The 19,667-nt window shown below is 53.8% G+C and carries 18 protein-coding genes; 8 read left to right on the top strand and 10 right to left on the bottom strand.

Annotated features, from left to right (window positions below; all coding sequences use genetic code 11):
- The first annotated feature begins 241 nt into the window (after window positions 1-241).
- Window positions 242-2,056, top strand: a complete 1,815-nt coding sequence (locus V8L71_RS14195) for an NAD(P)/FAD-dependent oxidoreductase (RefSeq protein WP_336274515.1) — start codon at window positions 242-244, stop codon at window positions 2,054-2,056.
- Window positions 2,057-2,087: 31 nt separating this feature from the next.
- Window positions 2,088-3,164, top strand: coding sequence for a 2,3-butanediol dehydrogenase (locus V8L71_RS14200; protein WP_336274516.1), 1,077 nt, complete (start codon window positions 2,088-2,090; stop codon window positions 3,162-3,164).
- 75 nt (window positions 3,165-3,239) lie between these two features.
- Here the strand turns inward: V8L71_RS14200 and V8L71_RS14205 are convergent, their stop codons facing one another.
- Window positions 3,240-4,004, bottom strand: coding sequence for an SDR family oxidoreductase (locus V8L71_RS14205; protein ID WP_336274517.1), 765 nt, complete (start codon window positions 4,002-4,004; stop codon window positions 3,240-3,242).
- A gap of 190 nt (window positions 4,005-4,194) precedes the next feature.
- Between V8L71_RS14205 and V8L71_RS14210 the strand changes: the two genes are divergently transcribed.
- Window positions 4,195-4,626, top strand: coding sequence for a GGDEF domain-containing protein (locus tag V8L71_RS14210; protein WP_336274558.1), 432 nt, complete (start codon window positions 4,195-4,197; stop codon window positions 4,624-4,626).
- Between the two features lie 457 nt (window positions 4,627-5,083).
- Complete coding sequence (locus V8L71_RS14215) at window positions 5,084-5,677, top strand: OmpW/AlkL family protein (protein WP_336274518.1); 594 nt, start codon at window positions 5,084-5,086, stop codon at window positions 5,675-5,677.
- Between the two features lie 83 nt (window positions 5,678-5,760).
- Here the strand turns inward: V8L71_RS14215 and pepQ are convergent, their stop codons facing one another.
- The 7 genes from pepQ to V8L71_RS14250 all read right to left on the bottom strand — a co-directional run bounded on the left by pepQ (window position 5,761) and on the right by V8L71_RS14250 (window position 13,923).
- Complete coding sequence (gene pepQ, locus V8L71_RS14220) at window positions 5,761-7,056, bottom strand: Xaa-Pro dipeptidase (protein WP_336274519.1); 1,296 nt, start codon at window positions 7,054-7,056, stop codon at window positions 5,761-5,763.
- Between the two features lie 43 nt (window positions 7,057-7,099).
- Window positions 7,100-8,011, bottom strand: a complete 912-nt coding sequence (locus tag V8L71_RS14225; protein ID WP_336274520.1) for a LysR family transcriptional regulator — start codon at window positions 8,009-8,011, stop codon at window positions 7,100-7,102.
- 49 nt (window positions 8,012-8,060) lie between these two features.
- Window positions 8,061-9,134 (bottom strand): ABC transporter ATP-binding protein, encoded by a 1,074-nt coding sequence (locus V8L71_RS14230; protein WP_431313182.1) that lies wholly within the window; start codon window positions 9,132-9,134, stop codon window positions 8,061-8,063.
- On the bottom strand, window positions 9,131-10,147 hold the full coding sequence (locus tag V8L71_RS14235; RefSeq protein ID WP_336274521.1) for an ABC transporter ATP-binding protein: 1,017 nt from the start codon (window positions 10,145-10,147) through the stop codon (window positions 9,131-9,133). Before V8L71_RS14235 ends, V8L71_RS14230 begins: the two co-directional genes overlap by 4 nt.
- A 7-nt stretch (window positions 10,148-10,154) precedes the next feature.
- Window positions 10,155-11,111, bottom strand: a complete 957-nt coding sequence (locus tag V8L71_RS14240) for an ABC transporter permease (protein ID WP_336274522.1) — start codon at window positions 11,109-11,111, stop codon at window positions 10,155-10,157.
- Window positions 11,108-12,157 (bottom strand): ABC transporter permease, encoded by a 1,050-nt coding sequence (locus tag V8L71_RS14245; protein ID WP_035557203.1) that lies wholly within the window; start codon window positions 12,155-12,157, stop codon window positions 11,108-11,110. Before V8L71_RS14245 ends, V8L71_RS14240 begins: the two co-directional genes overlap by 4 nt.
- Window positions 12,158-12,342: 185 nt before the next feature.
- The gene (locus tag V8L71_RS14250; protein WP_336274523.1) at window positions 12,343-13,923 is read right to left on the bottom strand and encodes an ABC transporter substrate-binding protein; all 1,581 of its coding nucleotides are present in this window, start codon (window positions 13,921-13,923) and stop codon (window positions 12,343-12,345) included.
- 274 nt (window positions 13,924-14,197) lie between these two features.
- Between V8L71_RS14250 and V8L71_RS14255 the strand changes: the two genes are divergently transcribed.
- Window positions 14,198-14,764, top strand: a complete 567-nt coding sequence (locus V8L71_RS14255) for a hypothetical protein (RefSeq protein WP_336274524.1) — start codon at window positions 14,198-14,200, stop codon at window positions 14,762-14,764.
- A 57-nt stretch (window positions 14,765-14,821) separates the two neighbouring features.
- Here the strand turns inward: V8L71_RS14255 and V8L71_RS14260 are convergent, their stop codons facing one another.
- Window positions 14,822-15,208 carry a glutaredoxin family protein gene (locus V8L71_RS14260; protein WP_336274525.1) on the bottom strand — a complete coding sequence of 129 codons (387 nt, stop codon included), beginning with the start codon at window positions 15,206-15,208 and terminating at the stop codon, window positions 14,822-14,824.
- 278 nt (window positions 15,209-15,486) lie between these two features.
- On the opposite strand from V8L71_RS14260, the gene mpl reads away from it, so the two are divergent.
- From mpl to V8L71_RS14275, 3 genes are read left to right on the top strand one after another with little or no spacing between them, the layout of a single operon-like run.
- Window positions 15,487-16,938 carry a UDP-N-acetylmuramate:L-alanyl-gamma-D-glutamyl-meso-diaminopimelate ligase gene (gene mpl / locus V8L71_RS14265; protein ID WP_336274526.1) on the top strand — a complete coding sequence of 484 codons (1,452 nt, stop codon included), beginning with the start codon at window positions 15,487-15,489 and terminating at the stop codon, window positions 16,936-16,938.
- On the top strand, window positions 16,935-17,600 hold the full coding sequence (locus tag V8L71_RS14270) for a flavin prenyltransferase UbiX (RefSeq protein ID WP_336274527.1): 666 nt from the start codon (window positions 16,935-16,937) through the stop codon (window positions 17,598-17,600). Before mpl ends, V8L71_RS14270 begins: the two co-directional genes overlap by 4 nt.
- 3 nt (window positions 17,601-17,603) lie before the next feature.
- Window positions 17,604-18,227, top strand: a complete 624-nt coding sequence (locus V8L71_RS14275; RefSeq protein WP_336274528.1) for a LysE family translocator — start codon at window positions 17,604-17,606, stop codon at window positions 18,225-18,227.
- Window positions 18,228-18,246: 19 nt separating this feature from the next.
- Here V8L71_RS14275 and V8L71_RS14280 read toward each other — a convergent pair whose 3' ends face one another.
- Window positions 18,247-19,644 (bottom strand): bifunctional DedA family/phosphatase PAP2 family protein, encoded by a 1,398-nt coding sequence (locus V8L71_RS14280; protein ID WP_336274529.1) that lies wholly within the window; start codon window positions 19,642-19,644, stop codon window positions 18,247-18,249.
- Window positions 19,645-19,667 lie beyond the last annotated feature (23 nt).

Genomic DNA, 19,667 nt, shown 5'->3' on the forward strand with positions numbered 1-19,667 from the left:
CTCTGAGGGTGGTGTCAACGTGAGTGTATTACGCCGTTAGTCGTGCGTTACACCTGTAACATTTGACTGTAAACGGCGTGACAGGTGTACGTGTTTTACAACGCCTTAGCGAAAGCAGATTAAGCTGAATTGTTTTTATTTTTCAATTGCTTATTGATAGTTTGGCGTATTTGGCACGGCGGGTGCTTAGGATTGGATGTCTTATCGACAATTCAACAACAACGACCCTGGAGCACCCGCGATGACTGACACACAAGTACGCACACCACAAAACGCTACCAGCACCGTCAACGCATGGCTGCATGATTTTGATGAGGCGCTGCAAGCGCAAGATATTCAGCGTGTGCTATCGCTGTTTAACGACGAGTGCTATTGGCGTGACTTTCTTACCTTTACCTGGAATTTAAAAACCTGCGAAGGCAAAGATGATATCCAGGCGATGCTCGATGCCACGCTGGCCCATACCCAGCCCACCCAGTGGCAGCTGGAAGGGGAGGCTAGCGAAAACGGCGATACCGTTGAGGGGTGGTTCACCTTTAAAACAGCCGTGGCTAGCGGCAAGGGTTACTTGCGCCTGAAGAGCGGCAAGTGCTGGACACTGCTCACCACCATGCAGGCGCTGGATGATTTTCCAGAGCCGCGCAATCACCACCGGCCAAAAGGGGCAGAGCACGGTGCCAACAAACAGCGGGAAACCTGGCTGGAAGCGCGGGAGCGCGAGGAAGCCGAACTGGGCTACACACAGCAGCCCTACTGCGTGATTATCGGTGGCGGCCAGGGTGGAATTGGCCTGGGGGCGCGGCTAAAGCAGATGGGCGTGCCGACCATTATCATCGAGCGCAATGAGCGCGCGGGGGACTCCTGGCGCAACCGCTATAAATCGCTCTGCCTGCACGATCCTGTGTGGTACGACCACCTGCCCTATATCCCCTTCCCGGAGAACTGGCCGGTGTTTGCACCGAAAGACAAGGTGGGCGATTGGCTGGAAATGTACACAAACGTGATGGAGCTCAATTATTGGAGTGCCACCGAGTGTCAGAATGCACGCTTCGATGAAGCCGCAGGCGAGTGGATCGTAAACGTGAAGCGTAACGGCGAGGAGATCACGCTACGTCCGAAACAGCTGGTGATGGCCACCGGTATGTCCGGGGTACCTAACGTGCCTCAGTTCCCAGGGGCGGAGAGCTTTAAAGGCGAGCAGCAGCACTCCAGCCAGCACCCAGGGCCGGATGCTTACGCGGGCAAAAAGTGCGTGATCGTGGGCTCGAATAACTCGGCTCACGATATTGCCGCCGCGCTCTGGGAGCACGATGCCGATGTCACCATGCTCCAGCGCTCCTCGACCCATATCGTTAAGTCGGACTCATTGATGGAAGAAGTGCTGGGGCCGCTTTATTCGGAAGAGGCGGTAGCTGGCGGGTTGACCCACGAAAAAGCCGACCTGCTGTTTGCCTCGATTCCTTATAAGGTGTTGCCCGATTTCCAGCGCCCGGCGTTTGATGCCATTAAACAACGCGACGCTGAGTTCTATCAAAAGCTCGAAGACGCGGGCTTTATGCTCGATTTTGGCGACGATGAATCCGGCCTGTTCTTGAAGTACCTGCGCCGTGGTTCGGGCTACTACATCGATGTAGGCGCCTGCGATTTAGTCGCCAACGGGGATATCAAGCTACGTAGCGGCCTAGGGATCGAACGAATCAACTCACACTCCATCACGCTTACCGATGGCAGTGAGTTAGAGGCAGATTTAGTCGTTTATGCCACTGGCTACGGTTCCATGAACGGCTGGGCGGCGCGGCTTATCTCTCAGGAAGTGGCGGATAAAGTGGGCAAGTGCTGGGGCTTGGGCTCCGACACCACTAAAGACCCCGGCCCCTGGGAAGGCGAGCTACGCAATATGTGGAAGCCCACCCAGCAGGAAGCGCTTTGGTTCCATGGCGGCAACCTGCACCAGTCCCGGCACTACTCGCACTATTTGGCGCTGCAGTTAAAGGCTCGTATGGAAGGGCTGGAAACGCCTGTCTATGGGCTGCAGCCGGTTCACCATGTGTCTTGAAAGCCATTTGTATTAACAAGAAGGGATACTTATGAGTCAGTTGACGAATCAGCAACAGATGCAGGCCGCGGTATGGTATGCCGCCAAAGATCTGCGCGTTGAACACGTGCCGGTGCCTACCATCAACGACCCCCATGAGGTAAAGGTGAAAGTCGCCGCCTGCGGTATTTGCGGCAGCGATTTACACGAGTATGCCGCCGGGCCGATTTTTATTCCGGTAGGCAAACCGCACCCCATTAGCGGTGAACAGGCACCGATCATTATGGGCCATGAGTTTGCGGGCGAAGTGGTGGAGGTTGGTGAGAAAGTGACGCGGGTCAAAGTAGGCGACCGTGTGGCCATTGAGCCGATTCTGTCACCTAACAAGGATGGCGCTTACCAGATGGAGCGCTACAACCTGACGCCGCTGCTCGGCTTTCACGGCCTCTCTGGCGGAGGCGGCGGATTCTCGGAGTTCACCGTGATGGGTGAACACATGGTGCACAAACTGCCGGATGACCTCAGCTTTGAACAGGGGGCGCTGGTAGAGCCTGCGGCGGTTGCGCTGCATGCAGTGCGCCAGAGCAGCCTCAAAGCCGGGGATAGCGCCGTGGTGTTTGGTGCGGGGCCGATTGGCTTAATGACCATCGAAGCGCTTAAAGCCGCAGGGGCTGCACAGATTTATGCGGTGGAAGTTGCGCCATCCCGTAAGGCTAAAGCCGAAGCGCTGGGAGCCATTGTTGTCGACCCGCAGCAAGAAAACGCGGTGGAAAAGCTTCACGCCTTGAGCGGCGGCGGGGTGGACGTGGCCTTCGAAGTGACCGGCATTCCCGCCGTGCTCAACCAAGCGCTGCACAGCACTCACGAGGGCGGCGAAGTGGTGGTGGTGAGTATTTGGGAGGGAGAGGCCAGCTTTCACCCCAACGACTTGGTGATTAAAGAGCGCACCATGAAAGGCATTATTGCCTATCGTCATGTGTACCCGGCGGTGATGGCGCTGATGCAGCGGGGCTACTTCCGCGCCGAGGATATGGTCACTCAACGCATTCCGCTGGCGGATATCGTGGAGGAGGGCTTCGAAGCCCTGTTGAGCGATAAGGCGCAGGTGAAGATTATCGTCACGCCTTAGCGGTACGTTCTTGAAAAGCGAAAGGCCATCCGCGGATGGCCTTTTTTAATGGGATCTTTTTGATGGGCGGTGCCGCTACTCGGCATAGATCATTTTGCGCGTCATACCGCCATCGGCCACAAAATTTTGGCCGGTGATAAAGCCTGCCTCTTTGGAGAGTAGAAAGCGGGTGAGCGCGGCAATATCTTCGGGGGTGCCAACCCGCCCCACCGGGTGCTGCTCGAGGTCAACGGCACGGTGCTCCACAGGTTGCTGGCGGCTGGGCTTTTGCCAGTCGCCAACTTCAATCCAGCCAGGGCTGATGGCGTTAACGCGAATATCAGGGCCGAGGCTGATGGCCAGCGCATGAGTAAGGGCGACGATACCGCCTTTGCTGGCGGCGTAGGCTTCGGTATCCGGCTCGGATTGAAGTGCACGGGAAGAGGCCATGAGCACCAAGCTGCCACCGTGCGGGCGTAAGTAGGGAGCGCCATGTTTGGCACACAAAAAGGCGCCGGTGAGGTTGGTGTTTAAGTAGGCCTGCCATGTCTCTAGCGAAAGCTGCTCCACCGGGCCATTGAAGGGGTCTGCAATACCTGCGTTATGAACGATGCCGTTTAACTGGCCAAAATGGCTGGTGGCTTTTTCGAGGCTGCTAGCTACCTGCGCCTCATCGCTGGCATCCGCCATTAGTGTTAGCAGGTTCTCACGGTGGGGCAACCGCTCAGAGGCTGCGCTTAAAGCTTCTTCATCAATGTCGGTAATGGCGACGCGGTAGCCGTCGGTGAGCAGCGTGTGGGCGATACCGAGGCCAATTCCCTGGGCTCCGCCAGTGATATAGATGGTTTGAGGTGTGGTCATCAATGTTTTCCATAGTGGGTGGCGCGGCTGAAAGTAGCAGCCGTCTGAATGTGAAATATCGATACAACCAGCGACAGCCGATGAATTAATGCATACATTTAGACTAATTAATTAAGCTTAGCTGCACAATTCCCGATAAATTATATGTGCTGTCATCTAACCCGCGAGGTTTGAGCATAAAAGCGCCACCATCAACGAAATTGCTCGTGCCTACCGGCAGCAGTACCCAGTAGTAGTAGCGATGATAGATATTGACCATTTCAAAAAAGTTAACGATACGTACGGTCATGCGGTAGGCGATGTCGTAATTGCTTCTGTTGCCACACTCCTGCGTCAGCGTTTGCGTCAAACGGACATCATAGGTCGCTATGGGGGCGAGGAATTTTTAGTCGTTCTTCCATATTGTGAAGCAGAGGATGGGTGGAAAAAACTGGAAAACATACGGGAATATTTTTCACGCTTGCGCTTTAGACAAGGCGACATTGAGTTTGCCTGTACGCTTTCAGCGGGGATGGTATGTAGTGTCGATGTGCTAGATGAGGAACGGGAAAGGCTGCTTGTGACAGCAGACGAAGCGCTATACCGCGCTAAACGTGGTGGTCGAAATCAAGTTTGTCAGTAACCATGTCTCGTTTTGAGGCAATCAGCCAGTAAAATGCGCGTTGTTGGTGCGCTTTGCAGTGTGTGAAAGCGCTATTTAAATGTTGAATTGCCCTTGAATTTTATAAGTAATTGTTTTATATATATTAAAAATATAGTGGCACGCCGTTCGCAATATAAAGAGTAAGCAGCAAATGAATAGAGCGACCTATGATTGAGCTGGTGCTTTCCCTTCTTTGCTACATCGTTGCGGTTTAGCCGCACGATACATCGAGTGAGCTGGCGTGCTCCACCTGGGTCCCCTTCGGGGGACTTTTTTTATGCCTAAAAAAACATCAGGGCTAATTTACTTATATTAATATTTCACAAGATATTTGGAAACACTGTTTTTATACTATATACTGTATAGGAAGTTGGATAGCAAGAATCGCAATCCCTAAGCGCAAGGAACTGCGCGCTGCATAATGAGGACGACCCTGATGAGTAATATGAAACTGATTTCTGCCGCTGTAATCACTGCTGGTTTCACTCTGGCAAGCTCTGCAGCTCTTGCTTATAACGCTGGCGATGTATTTGTCCGTGGCGGCGTTGCCCAGACGGATACGGGTTCAGATAATGGCAATGTAGCCGGTGATTCATTAAGTGTTGATGAAGCGCGCGGATTAACCTATGGCGTGGGTTACCTGTTTACCGATAAGGTCGGTGTTGAGCTGAACAGCTCCGAAGAATTCGAGCACGACTTGAGTGTAGCCGGTGTGGGAGCGGGCAGTATTGATCGCTTGCCGGTTAACCTGCTGGTTAACTACTACCCGCTGGGCGGCTTGGATTCACGCGTGCAGCCTTACGTAGGTGCTGGTCTTAACTACACACATTTCTCCAGCGAGCCGAGCGGCTTGAGCGTTGATGAAAGCTACGGCGCCATTGGTCAGGTGGGTATTGATCTGGCCGTGACTGATAACATCATGCTGAATGGCTACGCAAGCTACGCGGATGTGAACGCCGATATCAACGTTGGCGGTGAAGTCGACATTGAACCGGTTACTATTGGCGGCGGTGTTACTTACCGCTTCTAATCGAGTACTGACATGTTTTGTGGTTATCCAACGCCCGGCCTTTTGCCGGGCGTTGCTCGTTTAGGGAGCGGAAAAATAGCGCATTACGTTAGATTATCAAAACCGCTTTCTGTGACCGCGATGTTATCTTCAATGCGGATGCCGCCACAGGGTGAGAGCTGATCAATTAGTAGCCAGTTAATGGGCAGTGATGTGCTACGCAGAGGGGCGAGCAGCATAGTGATAAAATAGAGCCCTGGCTCTATGGTCACGACCATACCTGGGCGCAGCGTACGCGTTAACCGCAGTGCTGGGTGCTTTTCTGGGGCAGGTGCTGGCGTGCCGTCTGGGTGACGCAATCCAGCTACATCGTGTACTTGCAGGCCCAGCGAATGACCTAACCCATGAGGGCAGAAGGCTCGTGTTACGCCTTCAGCAACCGCTTGCTCTGCGGTGCCTTTGAATAGCCTGTGGTCCACCAATATATCAGCTAGCTGTTGATGCATTTGCTCATGTAGGGCAATAAAGCTAACGCCTGGCGCCACACCTTTCACAAGCTCATCTTTCAAATCATGCATGGCTGTGACCAGTTCGCCAAACGCTGCAGGTGCATCGGGGCCAGCGTAGGCGCGAGTAATATCAGCGCAGTAACCTCGAAACCGACGTCCAGCATCTACTAGCAGGCTGTAACGCCGTTTAGGCGCATTTAGGTCGTAATGCTGGTAATGCAGTACCCCTGCGTGTTCATTTAAACCGATGATGTTTTGGTAAGGTACGTTTGATTCGCGCTGACGACTGGCACCTAAGTAAGCCAATTGAATATCCAGTTCACCGGAGGCGCCAATAAACGCTGCTTGCGCTGCTTGATGGCCCGCTATCGCTAGGCGGTTGGCTTCACGAATACAGGCAATCTCATAGGGCGTTTTAAATAGCCGCAATTCATCCAGTGAATTCACCAGTTGCTCAGGCTGACGTTCGGCGTGCATCGTCTGCTGATGACTAGCTGAGAGTTGGTCAGTATCGCCGATAATGGCCGCATTACCGATCAAGGGTGGTGTGATTTTGTCGCTGCAAAAGTGAACATCGAAGGCGGTCACCCAAGGCTCTTCGGGAAGATGAGTGGGTAAATGCCAAAAATCAGCGGGTGCATACAAGTATAGCTGTGGGCGTTTTTCTGGCTGAATAATCAGCCAACTATGCTGTACATCGGCTAAGCCCACCCAGTGCATGAAATGGCCGTAAGTCTGAAAGGGGGGCGTATGATCGTCAGCAAAATGCACGCTGGCATGACCACTGTAAATCGCTAGGCTATCTAATCCATGTTCGCTCAACATCGACGCATAGGCGCGCTGAAGGTGGGCTATATGATCGAGTTGCAAGTTAAAAAGAGTGCTCGACATGCAAACCGTGTCCTTTCTTAAGTAAGCTTTCTCAAAGACGACTTCAAGTGCGTGGAGTGGCGAGTTCACTCCAGAAACCGTCGAGTTCAGCGTGGTGGTGGCTTTGATGGCGATAGAGCCGTAGTTCCATCGGCACATCCCAACGGCTATCGCCTGCTCTTACCAGCGTACCTTGAGCAAGCTCTGCGGCCACGTTGCGCTCAGGCAGCCAGCTCATGCCATAGCCAAGCAGCACCAGCTCTTTAATGCCTGCCGCGTAGAGATTTTCACTCTGTGCAGTTAAGTAAGTGCTCTGCGGCAACCTAGCCAAATGGGCTTTAACGGCTGAGCCAAGCAAGCCGCGCTTTGGGTAAGCAAGCCAAGGCGCTGGTTGATGGCGCGACCCTGGTAGCAACGCACAGGATGCTCCCTCTGCATTTAACCCAGTCACCGGAATCAGCCTTTCATGACCGATTACCCGGTAGGTGCAGGCACTGGTATCAATATCCAGGTCGCAGCGCCCAATTGGCCAGTAGCAGATGGCAAGGTCGCACTCGGCCCGCGCTAACGCTTGAAAATAGTCGTTAGCTACCCAGCCGGTAGCCCGCAAATAGGGCTGTACGCGGTCTTGCCAGCCTGTAGAGGCAAGCCATTCAGGCAAAAAATGCGGCAACAGGCTCTGCGGCGCCGCCACCATAATACGCCGCTGCTGGCCAGCATTGATTTCACGCACTCGGTCTCGCGTAAGCCGCTCTCGCTCGGTCACCTGTTCACACAGGGTTAAAAACTCCTCACCAGCGGGCGTGAGCGAGAGGGGTAACGTTTGACGGTTAATCAGCGTTACGCCCATCTCCTCCTCAAGCAATTTAATCCGCCGGGAGAAGGTGGGCTGGGTAACGTGTTGATCATCTGCTGCGCGAGAGAAGTGCCGCGTTCTGGCCAGGGCGATAAAATCTTCTAGCCAGCGAATTTCCATGCTCTACCTCTCAGCGACTTGGCTCGCTGTATTGTAAAGGGGACCCTACTCATAGGCGCCCCTCTTCAACAGCGTGGCATGCGACACGGGTTCCGTCATCCTGTGTTTGCAAAAGAGGAATCTCTTGCTTACAGCGTGCATTAGCATGCGGGCAGCGGCCATGAAACACGCAGCCACTGGGCAAATTAACCGGGGTCGGTACTTCACCGGATAGACGAATATGCTGAGGGCGGTCATCCTTTAAGCGCGGGATCGCCGAGAGCAGCGCTTGGGTGTAAGGGTGGCGCGGCTTTTCAAACAGCGTGGCCGTCGTGGCAATTTCACACACCGTACCCAAGTACATCACCGCCACATGGGTGCCAAAATGCTCGACCACGGCTAAATCGTGAGTGATGAACAGATAGGTCAGGTTGCGCTCTTGCTGAGCTTCCATTAGCAGGTTGAGCACCTGGGCTTGAATCGAGACGTCGAGGGCAGAAATAGGCTCATCGGCGACGATGAATTCAGGATCCACGGCCAGGGCACGGGCAATCGCGATACGCTGACGTTGACCACCCGAGAACTCGTGGCCAAAACGCTTGCCCCAGTCGGGATCAATACCCACTGAGTGCATCACTTCTTCAACCTTTTCGAGGATTTTTGGCCGCTTCCAGTCAGGGTGATGCAGGCGCAGCGGCTCTTCCAAGGTTTGCTGAATGGTCATGCGTGGGTTAAGCGACGCATAAGGGTTCTGGAAAATCATCTGCATACGCTTGCGATACGGCAGCAACTGACGCGAGCTTAAATTATCGATACGTTGGCCATCGTAGCGAATCTCGCCTTCCGAGGGTGTCAAAAGCCCCATCACCGTACGCGCTACGGTGGACTTACCGCAGCCGGATTCGCCCACCACACACAGTGCTTCACCGCGTTTGATGTCCAGATTCACGCCGTTAATAGCATGGACGTGCTCTTGATGCCGTACCAGCTTGCCGCCCTTGAAGCGCAGTTGATCAAGGAAATCACCCGAGAGAGAGAAGCGCTTTTTCAAATCGCGGATCTGCAGCAGCGAATCAGCACTCTCTTCGTTCTGACGAGGAGTAGGCATAGGGTTTTCCGTCATGGCCTCAGCGTGCGCACTCATGAGGTTTCCTCCTTCATACGGCGGTCTTCAAGCATTTCAGCCACCATGTGGCACGCCACGCGGCAATTGCCGGACTCAACAAATTCGGGCACTTGCTGGGTGCAGGCGGGGCGGGGCTGGCCATCGGCGCGATTGATAAAATCGCAGCGTGGATGAAACGCGCAGCCGCTTGGCAGGTTAGAAAGCGATGGCATACTGCCACGAATCTGGTTGAGCTTTTCGCCTGGCGTTGCCATCTGCGGCAAGGCGTTGATTAGCCCTTGGGTATAGGGGTGTTGCGGGTCATTAATGATTTCCCGTGTCGGCCCTTGCTCGATCACCCGGCCCGCGTACATGACCAGCATGCGTTGGGTGACCTGGCTGACCACGCCCAGGTCGTGAGTAATGAGAATCAGGCCTACGTTGTGCTGCTCGCAGAGTTCAAGCAGCAGCGCCATGATTTCGGCTTGAATCGTCACGTCAAGCGCCGTGGTCGGCTCGTCGGCAATGATAATGTCCGGGTCGAGCAGCAGCGCAATGGCGATAATAATCCGCTGGCGCATACCGCCGGATAGCTCGTGAGGGTACTGATCCAAACGCGTTTCCGGTGAGGGAATTTGCACCTGTTGCAGCTTATCCAAGGCAATCGCGCGGGCTTCTTTGGAGGAAATACGCCGGTGCGCTTTCAAGCACTCGACCATTTGCTCGCCAATGGAGAGCACCGGGTTGAGCGTCATCATCGGATCTTGGAAAATCATCGAGATGCGATTACCGCGCACTTTGCGCAGGCCGCGCTCGGACATGCGGTTGAGCACTTGGCCGTCAAAGTTGACAGTACCGCCCGCAATAAAGCCTGGCTTAGCGATTAAATTGAGTAGCGAAAAAGCCGCGACGGATTTACCTGCGCCAGATTCACCGACAATGCCCAAACGCTCACCGCGCTCAAGGCTGAAACTAATGTCCCGCAAGGCGTGGACTTCACCCTGGCGCAGCGCAAAGCGGACATCAAGATTATTGACTTCAAGTAGTGCCATGGTGTCCTCAGCCTTTGTAGAGTCGTGGGTTCATGACATCACGCAGCCAATCACCGAGTAGATTGATCGACAGCACCAGCACCACCAGTACCGCACCTGGAATTAACGTAATCCACCAGGAGCCTGACTGGATGTAGTCAAAGCCTGATTTAATCAACGAGCCCAGAGATGGATGCGTTTCCGGCATACCCAGGCCCAGAAACGACAGGGCTGCTTCAGAAATAATCGCGTTGGCAATCTGTACGGTCGAGATAACGAAGATCGGCGACATGGTGTTGGGCAGCACGTGGCGGAACATAATGCGCTTGCTGCGCAGTCCCATTACACGGGCAGCATCTACGTACTCTTTGTTTTTCTCTGCCAGCACCGAGGCGCGTACAGTGCGGGCATACTGCGGCCATTCGGCCAGGCCGATAATCAGGATCAGCATCATCACTGCGTATTGGCTATAGAAGGCGCTGCCCATGGTCGCTTTAACCAAGGCGCCTACCACGATAGCGACCATTAACGTCGAGAAGGAGAGCTGAATATCCGCCAGCCGCATCAATATAGTATCGACACGGCCGCCAAGATAGCCCGCCATGAGGCCGAAAGTGACCCCCAGCAGCGCTTGCAAAATGACCGCGCCAAAGCCGATTAACAGCGAAACGCGTGTGCCGTACAGCACAATCGACCATAAATCACGGCCCTGGGCGTCGGTGCCTAAGGAGTAGCGCTCATCGGCCCCCTCAATCCAGAAGGGCGGCAGCTCTGAAGCCATAATATCGATTTGGGCGAGGTCGTAAGGATCCGTCGGCGCCAACAGCGGTGAGGCAAAAGCGGCGATAACCATACAAATAAACACGGCCAGGCAGAGCTGGGCGGTGCGGTCACGCTTGAAGCTGTACCACATATAGGAGTCGCGGAGGCGCTCCCAGCGGCCGGGTGAAGCGCTCGCTTGTGAAGAATTACGTGTGTTGCTCATGCGGGCTTCCCAGTCAGTTTAACGGTGGGGTTCACTAGACCGTAGATCAGATCCACAATCGTATTGGTGACCACAAAAATAACGCCGACAATCATCAGGTAGGTCACAATTAGCGGAATATCAGCGCGGTTGATCGCATCCAAAAACATCAGGCCCATGCCCGGCCATTGGAAAACGGTCTCGGTCAGGATGGTATAGGCCACCATGGTGCCGATCTGTACACCGCCCACGGTAATCACCGGTAGCATGGTGTTCTTGAGTGCATGAACGAAATACACGCGACGCATAGAGATACCCTTGGCGCGGGCGTACTTCACGTACTCAGACTGTAGGACTTCCATCATCTCGGCACGGATAAGGCGAATAAACAGCGGCAGCATGATAGAGGCCAAGGAGACAGCCGGTAATACTAGATGCTGTAAGCCGTTCCAGGTGGCTAAATTGGTGTCCCAGTCACCCACCACATTCACCAGATCATAGCCTCGGCCAAAGGAGGGCATATTGCCTTCGGTAGAGAAGAAGTCATTCAGCCAGGCGCCCCAGCCGGTACTTTCTGGGAATAGCGTTACGGTAACGCCAATCGCGAAAATTTGAATAAGCACGATCGCGGTAAGAAACACGGGGATTGAAATACCGATGATCGATACGCCCATAAATAAGCGCGATATCGGTGATCGCGGCTTAATAGCGCTATATACCCCGATAGGGACTGAAAACAGCACAATTATCAGCGTCGACGCAAATACCAGCTCCAAGGTGGCGGGTAAGTGACGGGCGATAACTTCTAACGCTGGTTCGCGGTAAAAGTAGGAGTAGCCAAAATCACCTTGAACGGCATTTTTAGCGAAGCGCGCGTATTGCACCAGGAAAGGATCATTCAGGCCTAAGCGCTCACGAATTTCTTCGCGTTCGCTTTCCGGCACTGACTGGCCGACCATCTGCTGTACGGGGTCACCCAGGTTGTCCTGAATGGCGAAGGCCAGCACGCTGATGACAAACATCACCAAAATCGCGTGCATCAGCCGCTTGATTAAAAAGGCAATCATGGCGTACGCCACCTATGTGAAGGGTTCATCAAAGAGAGTAGGGGCATGGTTATTCAAAGTGCTTGCAGGTTCGAACTGCCAAACAAAAGGCTTCGCTCCCTAAATGTTTAGGGAGCGAAGCATACTGACAGTTAATAGTGCAGTGACTCTTTTAGCGCTATGCAACTAATGAGCGATGGAAATGATTAGTCGTCGCTGTTTTTAACGACCAAGTCACCTAGGTAAGGGAAGTCGATAGCGTTCACCACCGGCTCAACCTCAACACCATCCGCCGCGGCATAGGCAAGGTTCTGCCAGTGCAGCATGATGAAGCCAACGTCTTCGTAAAGCATGGCTTCGGCTTCACGCAGCATTTCGTTGCGTTTTTCCAGATCCGTTTCGCTATCCGCTTCGGTGACCAGTGCATCAATCTCTTCGTTGCAGTAGCTGCCGTAGTTGTACTGACCCGCGCCGGTTTCTTCATCGATACAGAAAGAGAGGTACTGGAAGAAGTTGGCGCTGTCTTCCGTATCGGCGTGCCAGCCGATCATTGCCATATCGGATTCACGGGTATCGTATTCAGGCCAGTACTGGGCGAGCGGCATGGTGCGTAGATCAACTTTAATGTTGATTTGCGCCAGCATGTTGGCCACTGCTTGGGCGATCTGGGCATCGTTCACGTAGCGGTTGTTGGGGGCGATCATTTCAACGCTGAAGCCCTCTTCATACCCCGCTTCCGCCATTAGCTCTTTGGCACGTTCGATATCGTAGCGTGGCGTTAAATCAGGGTTGTGGCCTGAGTAACCCTCTGGCGAGAACTGCCCAGCCGGGTTAGCAAAGCCACGCATTAAACGGTCAGCAATGCCTTCTTGATTAATAGCCAGATCAACCGCTTGGCGAACGCGGGCGTCTTGGAAGGCTTCTACGCGCTCTTCGTTCATTTGGAAGCCAATGATGCGGGTACCGTCGATCTCAATCAGATTGACGCCATCTGCTTCACGGACACGGTCTAAATCGTTGGGCGGAACGGCATCAATAAAGTCAACGCCGCCAGAAAGCAGTGCCGCAACGCGAGAGGCGTTTTCAGCGATAGGCGTCATGACGATGTTGGATACGTTGCCTTCGCTTTCAGTGTCCCAGTAATCTTCGAAACGTTCGAAATCAACCCGAACGCCTTGGCGACGGTCGGTCACGATGAACGGGCCGGTGCCTGAAACGTTGCGTGAAGCGAAGGAGTTACCCGCTTTGACGATTTCAGCTTTGTCGCTACCGTCGTCGGTTTCACCCGTATAGAACTCGCTATCCATCGGGAAGATGTACGTAGCAAGGTTGAGCAACAGCGGGTAAGGTTCCGTGGTAACGATCTCAACGGTGTAGTCGTCAACCGCTTCGGCACTGGCAACGGGTTCAAAAATAGCGCGGTAGTCAGGGCTTTCTTTCAGACGTTCAATAGTCCATACCACATCTTTAGCGGTGAATTCGTTACCAGAGTGGAAGGTAACGCCTTCGCGCAGCGTCATGCGCATAGTGGTTTCGTCTACTTGCTCCCACTCGGTGGCTAAGCGCGGCTCAAACTGGAAATCTTTGGTCCAGCGTACGAGCGGATCGAACGCGAGGTGAGAGAAACGCAGCACGCCGCCAGAGAGTTGTTCGTGTAAATCGAGCGTTTCTGGGTCGGCAGAGTAACCAATACGAAGGGTTTCAGCACTTGCCGTCATTGGCAGCAATGTCGTACCTGCAACCACTGCACCAATAACAGAAGCCAGTAGGGTTTTCTTGAACGTCATAATTGTTCCCTTGGGTCATTGTTTATTGTTCGTTTTACAGATGCTTTCCCTCGCTAAAGAACGGAAATACCCGTAAAACAGACACGGTCAGCTTTAAAGCTATCTTAATAACATAGGCTAACAACATAGAGACTGCCTGTTGCGTCATACAATCGAAATAATGACAGGCATCATTCATCTGCTACATGACGTGGCTAGTAGCGGCACATTGCGTGCTTATAATTAGACGAAAGTAGTAAGAAAAAAGATAAGTCCGAATAGGCGGAGAAGCCGTATGTGGAAAAAAATCGTCGTGGCAGCTATGGCTTGGTACCTTCCCACCTTAGCTGCCGCCGTTGAACCAACGCCTGGATCCAATGCAGAGCAGGGCTCAGAGCATGATTTGCCAGCCAGCTCGGAAATAGCGGCTCAGATCAAAGGCTCGTTAGATGGTGAGTTACGCGAATGGTTTATTTTGAGTCATGGCAATGATTCAAACGCATCATTTATTGAGTCAGGTGACCATATCACTATCGATATCACGGGGTTTGTTGATGATGAGGCCTGGGAGACTCAAGAAGCGCTGTCTATTAGCCTGGCGATAAGCGAAGGGGAGCTGATCAGCGCCGTGGTGTTACACCCGCTGGGAGACTCGACCTCACCGCCGCTCTACACCTCTGAAGGGGGCGATGTAGAGGTAACGCTGACGCACTATGGGCGGGCCAATCAACGAGTTCACGTGGCTGGCACGATACAGGGCGTGCTGGCGCTACAAATACAGCTTGATGAGCCTCCGAGTCAGGAAGAAACCATTGAGATTGATGTGGCGTTTGATGTGAAGGCGCAAAAAATCGAGTTTTGATACCCGAAACCGACATCTGCCCGTTTCGGGTAATACATGACGGTGTAACGCAGTTAGTTAGTCAAACTGCTTATGTAACCAGGCATTGATTGTGTCAGATTCGTACATCCACTCTTCCCGGCCATCATCATGGATAATTTTGAGGCAGGGCACTTTAACTTTTCCCCCGCCTTCCAAGAGCGCTTGCTTATGGTCAGGGTCAAGCTGGACATCGCGCAGTTCAATGTTCAATCCCAACCGCGCTATCTCTTTGCGTACCTTGATGCAAAACGGGCAGGTGCGAAATTGATACATGGCCAGCCGCTGGCATGTCTGATCAATAGTGGCTTGCTCTTCAGGCGAGCGTTCAACTGACTTAGGCGTAGAGAGCTTTTCAGAAATCAGCATAAACGGGGCAAGCACTAAGCGAACGCCACGAAAGAAATAGCGGATTAAAATGCGCATCTAAAGGCTCCTTTCGCTGATGGTTAGGCTTATATCAGCGTGCCGAGTGGAAAGAGAGTGATAGTTAACATTGATAAACAGTGGCCGCATCCTGCAACAACTGAAAGGATTTGTCACTTGAAGGGTGTTTTGACCCCGTTAATCGCAGTTTATAGCGATGAGTAGATGAGCAAGTTGAGTCAGCATGCTAGGCTATTTGACTATTTTTACGCCATATTTTGGCTTTTTTATTAAACGTCTTTGCGAATAGTTTATTGGCGAATAACGGGGCGAATGCCATGCATCTGCATATTATTGGTATCTGCGGCACCTTTATGGGAAGCCTGGCGCTGCTGGCCCGTGAGTTGGGTCATCAGGTAAGTGGCTCTGACCAGCATGTATACCCGCCTATGAGTACCCAACTGGCTGAAGCGGGCATTATCTTGAAAGAGGGGTATCACGCGGACCACCTCTCGCTAGCGCCGGGTATTGTGCCCGACCTTGTGATAGTCGGTAACGCGCTCTCGCGCGGTAATGAAGAGGTGGAGGCACTACTTAATAGTGGCCTGCCATACACTTCCGGCGCGCAGTGGTTGGCAGAGCACGTGTTGCCTGGGCGACAAGTGATTGCGGTAGCAGGTACCCATGGAAAGACGACCACTGCGAGTATATTGGCATGGTTATTGGAAAGCGGCGGTTTAACGCCAGGGTTTTTGATCGGCGGCGTACCGCGTAATTTTGGTGTATCGGCGCGTTTAGGCGATTCGCGAGCACCGTTTGTAGTGGAAGCTGACGAGTACGATACGGCGTTCTTCGATAAGCGTTCCAAGTTCGTTCATTACCGCCCGCATATTGCGATACTCAATAACCTTGAGTTTGATCACGCGGATATATTCCCTGATCTGGCCGCGATTGAGCGCCAGTTCCATCATTTAGTGCGTACCGTGCCCAGCCAAGGCCAACTTTTAGTGGCTGATGAGCAGCCCGCTCTTGAGCGTGTGCTTGCCCAGGGCGCTTGGACTCCGGTCGCTCATTTTGGTGACCAAGCCACGAGTGAATGGCAGCTTACCCTTGAGCGTGACGATGCCAGCCGTTTCCAGGTGCTTCATTGTGGTGGCGAGCCCAGCCAGGATAGCCATTCTCAAAATAACAAGGGCCAAGACGAAGATGGTGTCGTTGAATGGGCGCTTACCGGTGAGCATAACGCCCGCAATGCATTGGCAGCATTAGCGGCAGCCAGCTTGTGTGGGATTGATTTAGTCCGTGGTTGTGCGGCGCTGGCGCGTTTTGAAACCCCCAGAAGGCGGCAGGAAGTGCGCGGTGAAATCAATGGTATTCAGGTCATTGATGATTTTGCCCATCACCCCACGGCGATTGCCGCCACGCTCAAAGGGTTACGCGCGGCGACCACCAAGGGGCGGCTGCTGGCAGTGATTGAGCCGCGCTCCAACACGATGCGCTTGGGCGCGCTGCGCGAACGTTTGGTTGAGAGCGTGGCTGATGCTGATAGTGTGTTTTGGTTTCAGCCCACTGGGCTGGATTGGTCAATGGAGGAGCTGGTAGCCACTCAGGGGGCGCGTGCGCAGCTGCATAACGACATCGATAAATTGGTGGCGGCTGTGGTCATGCAAGCGTCACCATTGGACCGTATTGTAGTGATGTCTAATGGTGGTTTTGAGGGCGTGCATGAGCGCTTGCTGGCCGCTTTGACGACTGCCCAAAAAGCCGCCGCCAACGAGGGGCATGTGTGACCAATCAAACTGAACCGCCATTCAAAAAGCCAGTTACCGTCGCACTTACCGGTGCCTCTGGGGCGCAGTACGGCCTACGTCTGATTGATGTGCTGGTCGCAGCGGGGCATGAAGTGTGGGTGATGATTTCCAAAGCTGCACACATGGTGATTGCCACCGAAACGGATATCGAACTGCCAGCGCAGCCTCAGCGGTTAGCTCAGGCGTTAAGTGAACGTAGCGGTGCCCAGCCTGGGCAGATTCGCTGCTTTGGGCGCGAAGATTGGATGGCGCCAGTGGCTTCAGGCTCCGGTGCGCCATCGGCAATGGTGGTGTGCCCGTGCTCAACGGGAACACTGTCGGCGGTAGCCACCGGAGCAAGCAATAATCTGATTGAGCGGGCGGCCGATGTTGCGATTAAGGAGCGTCGTACGCTGGTGTTAGTGCCTCGTGAAAGTCCGTTTTCCCCCATTCATCTTGAGCACATGCTGGCGTTAAGCCGCCTGGGCGTGGTCATTTTACCAGCGGCGCCGGGGTTTTATCATCGCCCACAAAGTATTGAGGATCTAATCGATTTTATTGTGGCGCGTATCCTAAACCAGTTGGGAATCGAGCATTCTCTGGTGCCTCGCTGGGGTGAGGTCGAAAGCACTGCTAACTCCTCATCAACTAAGGATAACTAGTCTATGATGTCGTGGGCGACGCTCTCGGTTTTTGTACCAACGTTTTTGTTTGTCTCGCTTACCCCAGGCATGTGCATGACACTTGCTATGGTGCTGGGTATGACCCAAGGCGTTAAACGTACGCTGTGGATGATGATTGGCGAGCTGCTCGGCGTCGGTTTGGTCGCGGCAGCGGCGGGTGCCGGGGTGGCGGCGCTAATGCTGCGTCAGCCAGAACTGTTTGTGCTGTTCAAATGGGTGGGCGGCGCCTATTTAGGCTATTTGGGCATTATGATGTGGCGTTCCCGCGGACGAATGGCAATACCTAGCGAGTTGGATGCTGGCCCACCAGCCAGTCGGCTACAGCTAGCGACGCAAGGCTTTGTCACTGCGGTAGCAAACCCCAAGGGGTGGGCGTTTTTTATGGTACTACTGCCACCTTTTTTAGACAGTAATCGCCCATTGCCAGGCCAGCTCAGCCTGCTGATTGCGGTCATTTTAACCATCGAGCTCGCTAGCATGCTGGTCTATGCCACTGGGGGTAAAACGCTACGTAATGTGCTCGGCAAGAGCGGCAATGTGCGCTTACTTAACCGAATCGCTGGCACGTTGATGATAGGGGTTGGGCTCTGGCTTGCCCTTGGTTGATCAAAACGGTGTTAGTGCTTTAAACCGGCGGCAAAAACCCGACGCGGGCGCTGAGAAGTACCAATGATGCCACGCTGAGTAGAGGCCAGGGGCATGGCCGTAGGCTTGGCCGGGGCTGCTGCTGCCAATGCAGCAGGGTTAGTGCGCAGACAACTAAGCCTAACAGCGCGCCTCCCACTAGGTCGCTAAACCAGTGCACCCCCACCACCAGTCTTGATAACGCCATAGGCAGTGCAAGCGCAAGCGCACACCAATAGGCCAAAAAGCGCTTATGGCGAGGCATTTCGGCTGCAATAAACGCTGCTGTCAGACCAAATAGCACCACAGCGGTGGATGTATGCGCGCTTGGGTAGGAAAAAGAGCCCATCAGGTAGTCCGGTGTGTCAGGGCGGGCACGTCCAAACAACCCTTTACCAATAATGTTAAGCAGTGCGACCCCTGCAAAGGCGCCGCCCCAGTGCCGTAGGGCATCCCAGCGTTTGCCTAACAGTAACCATACCGCCCACGGCAGTGCGAACGCGATAATGCCAAAGGTGTCGCCAATTTTTGCAAAAATATTCCCTGCGCTGTAAGCAATATCACCGTGCAGCCCTGTAAACAGTCGATGAATAAAAATATCCATATCCAGTGGGCCGTTTTCGCCGATAACCATTAGCGTCCAGCCCGAGAGGCTACCAAGTGCTATGACCAGCAGTAGCAGGGAGGCTAATGGGACATCTCCTGATTGGCTCATTGCAAGCCAGGGGCGCCGTAGCAGTGGCAGCCGACGAGCAGTACCGGCGATCATCCGGTAAAGTCGCCCATGCCGTGTGGCTTGATGGCGGCCCCATGAAAAAATAACCGCGAGAGCGACAACAATAACGGCCAGTATCAGTAAGGCGGCTTCAAGGCCTGGTGGTAGATTCAAATGGTGCTGCCAAGTGCGGCCAAGTAGGTAGCCGGGTAGAATATAAGCAGGTGCCCACAGGGCTGCCGAGGTTAGGTTGGCCCAAATAAAAGTGCGTGGCGGCATGCGCATCATGCCTGCCACCAAAGGGATAATAGGTCTTACAGGGCCTACAAAGCGGCCGATAAAAACCGACCATATACCGTAGCGCTCAAAGAAGCGTGACCCTCTTCCCAGCCACTCGGGATGCTGAGACAGTGGCCAACGCTGGGTAACTTGATCGCGATGTCTATAGCCGAGCAAAAAGCTGATGCCGTCACCTATAACAGCCCCTATAAAGGCCGCACCAATCAGCCATGCCAAGGTAATATCCTGATGTCCTGCCATAGAGGCCGTTGAGGTGATTAACACCACGCCAGGTACTAGCAAGCCCACTAGTGCAAGCGATTCCACTAATGCAATGACCAGCACCAAGCAAAGTAGTAGTAGGGGCGATGGCGTTAATGAGAGGAGCATATCGGCTAGCGGCACATACTTCTCCGGCGACAAATGAG

It is taken from the genome of Vreelandella indica (assembly GCF_037070225.1).
GTDB classification, from domain to species: Bacteria; Pseudomonadota; Gammaproteobacteria; order Pseudomonadales; family Halomonadaceae; genus Vreelandella; species Vreelandella arctica.

Bases quoted from the DNA above. Each gene is read 5' to 3' on its own strand.
- V8L71_RS14195 (WP_336274515.1), top strand. From the start codon at position 242: ATGACTGACACACAAGTACGCACACCACAAAACGCTACCAGCACCGTC.
- V8L71_RS14200 (WP_336274516.1), top strand. From the start codon at position 2,088: ATGAGTCAGTTGACGAATCAGCAACAGATGCAGGCCGCGGTATGGTAT.
- V8L71_RS14205 (WP_336274517.1), bottom strand. From the start codon at position 4,004: ATGACCACACCTCAAACCATCTATATCACTGGCGGAGCCCAGGGAATT.
- V8L71_RS14215 (WP_336274518.1), top strand. From the start codon at position 5,084: ATGAGTAATATGAAACTGATTTCTGCCGCTGTAATCACTGCTGGTTTC.
- pepQ (WP_336274519.1), bottom strand. From the start codon at position 7,056: ATGTCGAGCACTCTTTTTAACTTGCAACTCGATCATATAGCCCACCTT.
- V8L71_RS14225 (WP_336274520.1), bottom strand. From the start codon at position 8,011: ATGGAAATTCGCTGGCTAGAAGATTTTATCGCCCTGGCCAGAACGCGG.
- V8L71_RS14230 (WP_431313182.1), bottom strand. From the start codon at position 9,134: ATGAGTGCGCACGCTGAGGCCATGACGGAAAACCCTATGCCTACTCCT.
- V8L71_RS14235 (WP_336274521.1), bottom strand. From the start codon at position 10,147: ATGGCACTACTTGAAGTCAATAATCTTGATGTCCGCTTTGCGCTGCGC.
- V8L71_RS14240 (WP_336274522.1), bottom strand. From the start codon at position 11,111: ATGAGCAACACACGTAATTCTTCACAAGCGAGCGCTTCACCCGGCCGC.
- V8L71_RS14245 (WP_035557203.1), bottom strand. From the start codon at position 12,157: ATGATTGCCTTTTTAATCAAGCGGCTGATGCACGCGATTTTGGTGATG.
- V8L71_RS14250 (WP_336274523.1), bottom strand. From the start codon at position 13,923: ATGACGTTCAAGAAAACCCTACTGGCTTCTGTTATTGGTGCAGTGGTT.
- V8L71_RS14255 (WP_336274524.1), top strand. From the start codon at position 14,198: ATGTGGAAAAAAATCGTCGTGGCAGCTATGGCTTGGTACCTTCCCACC.
- V8L71_RS14260 (WP_336274525.1), bottom strand. From the start codon at position 15,208: ATGCGCATTTTAATCCGCTATTTCTTTCGTGGCGTTCGCTTAGTGCTT.
- mpl (WP_336274526.1), top strand. From the start codon at position 15,487: ATGCATCTGCATATTATTGGTATCTGCGGCACCTTTATGGGAAGCCTG.
- V8L71_RS14275 (WP_336274528.1), top strand. From the start codon at position 17,604: ATGATGTCGTGGGCGACGCTCTCGGTTTTTGTACCAACGTTTTTGTTT.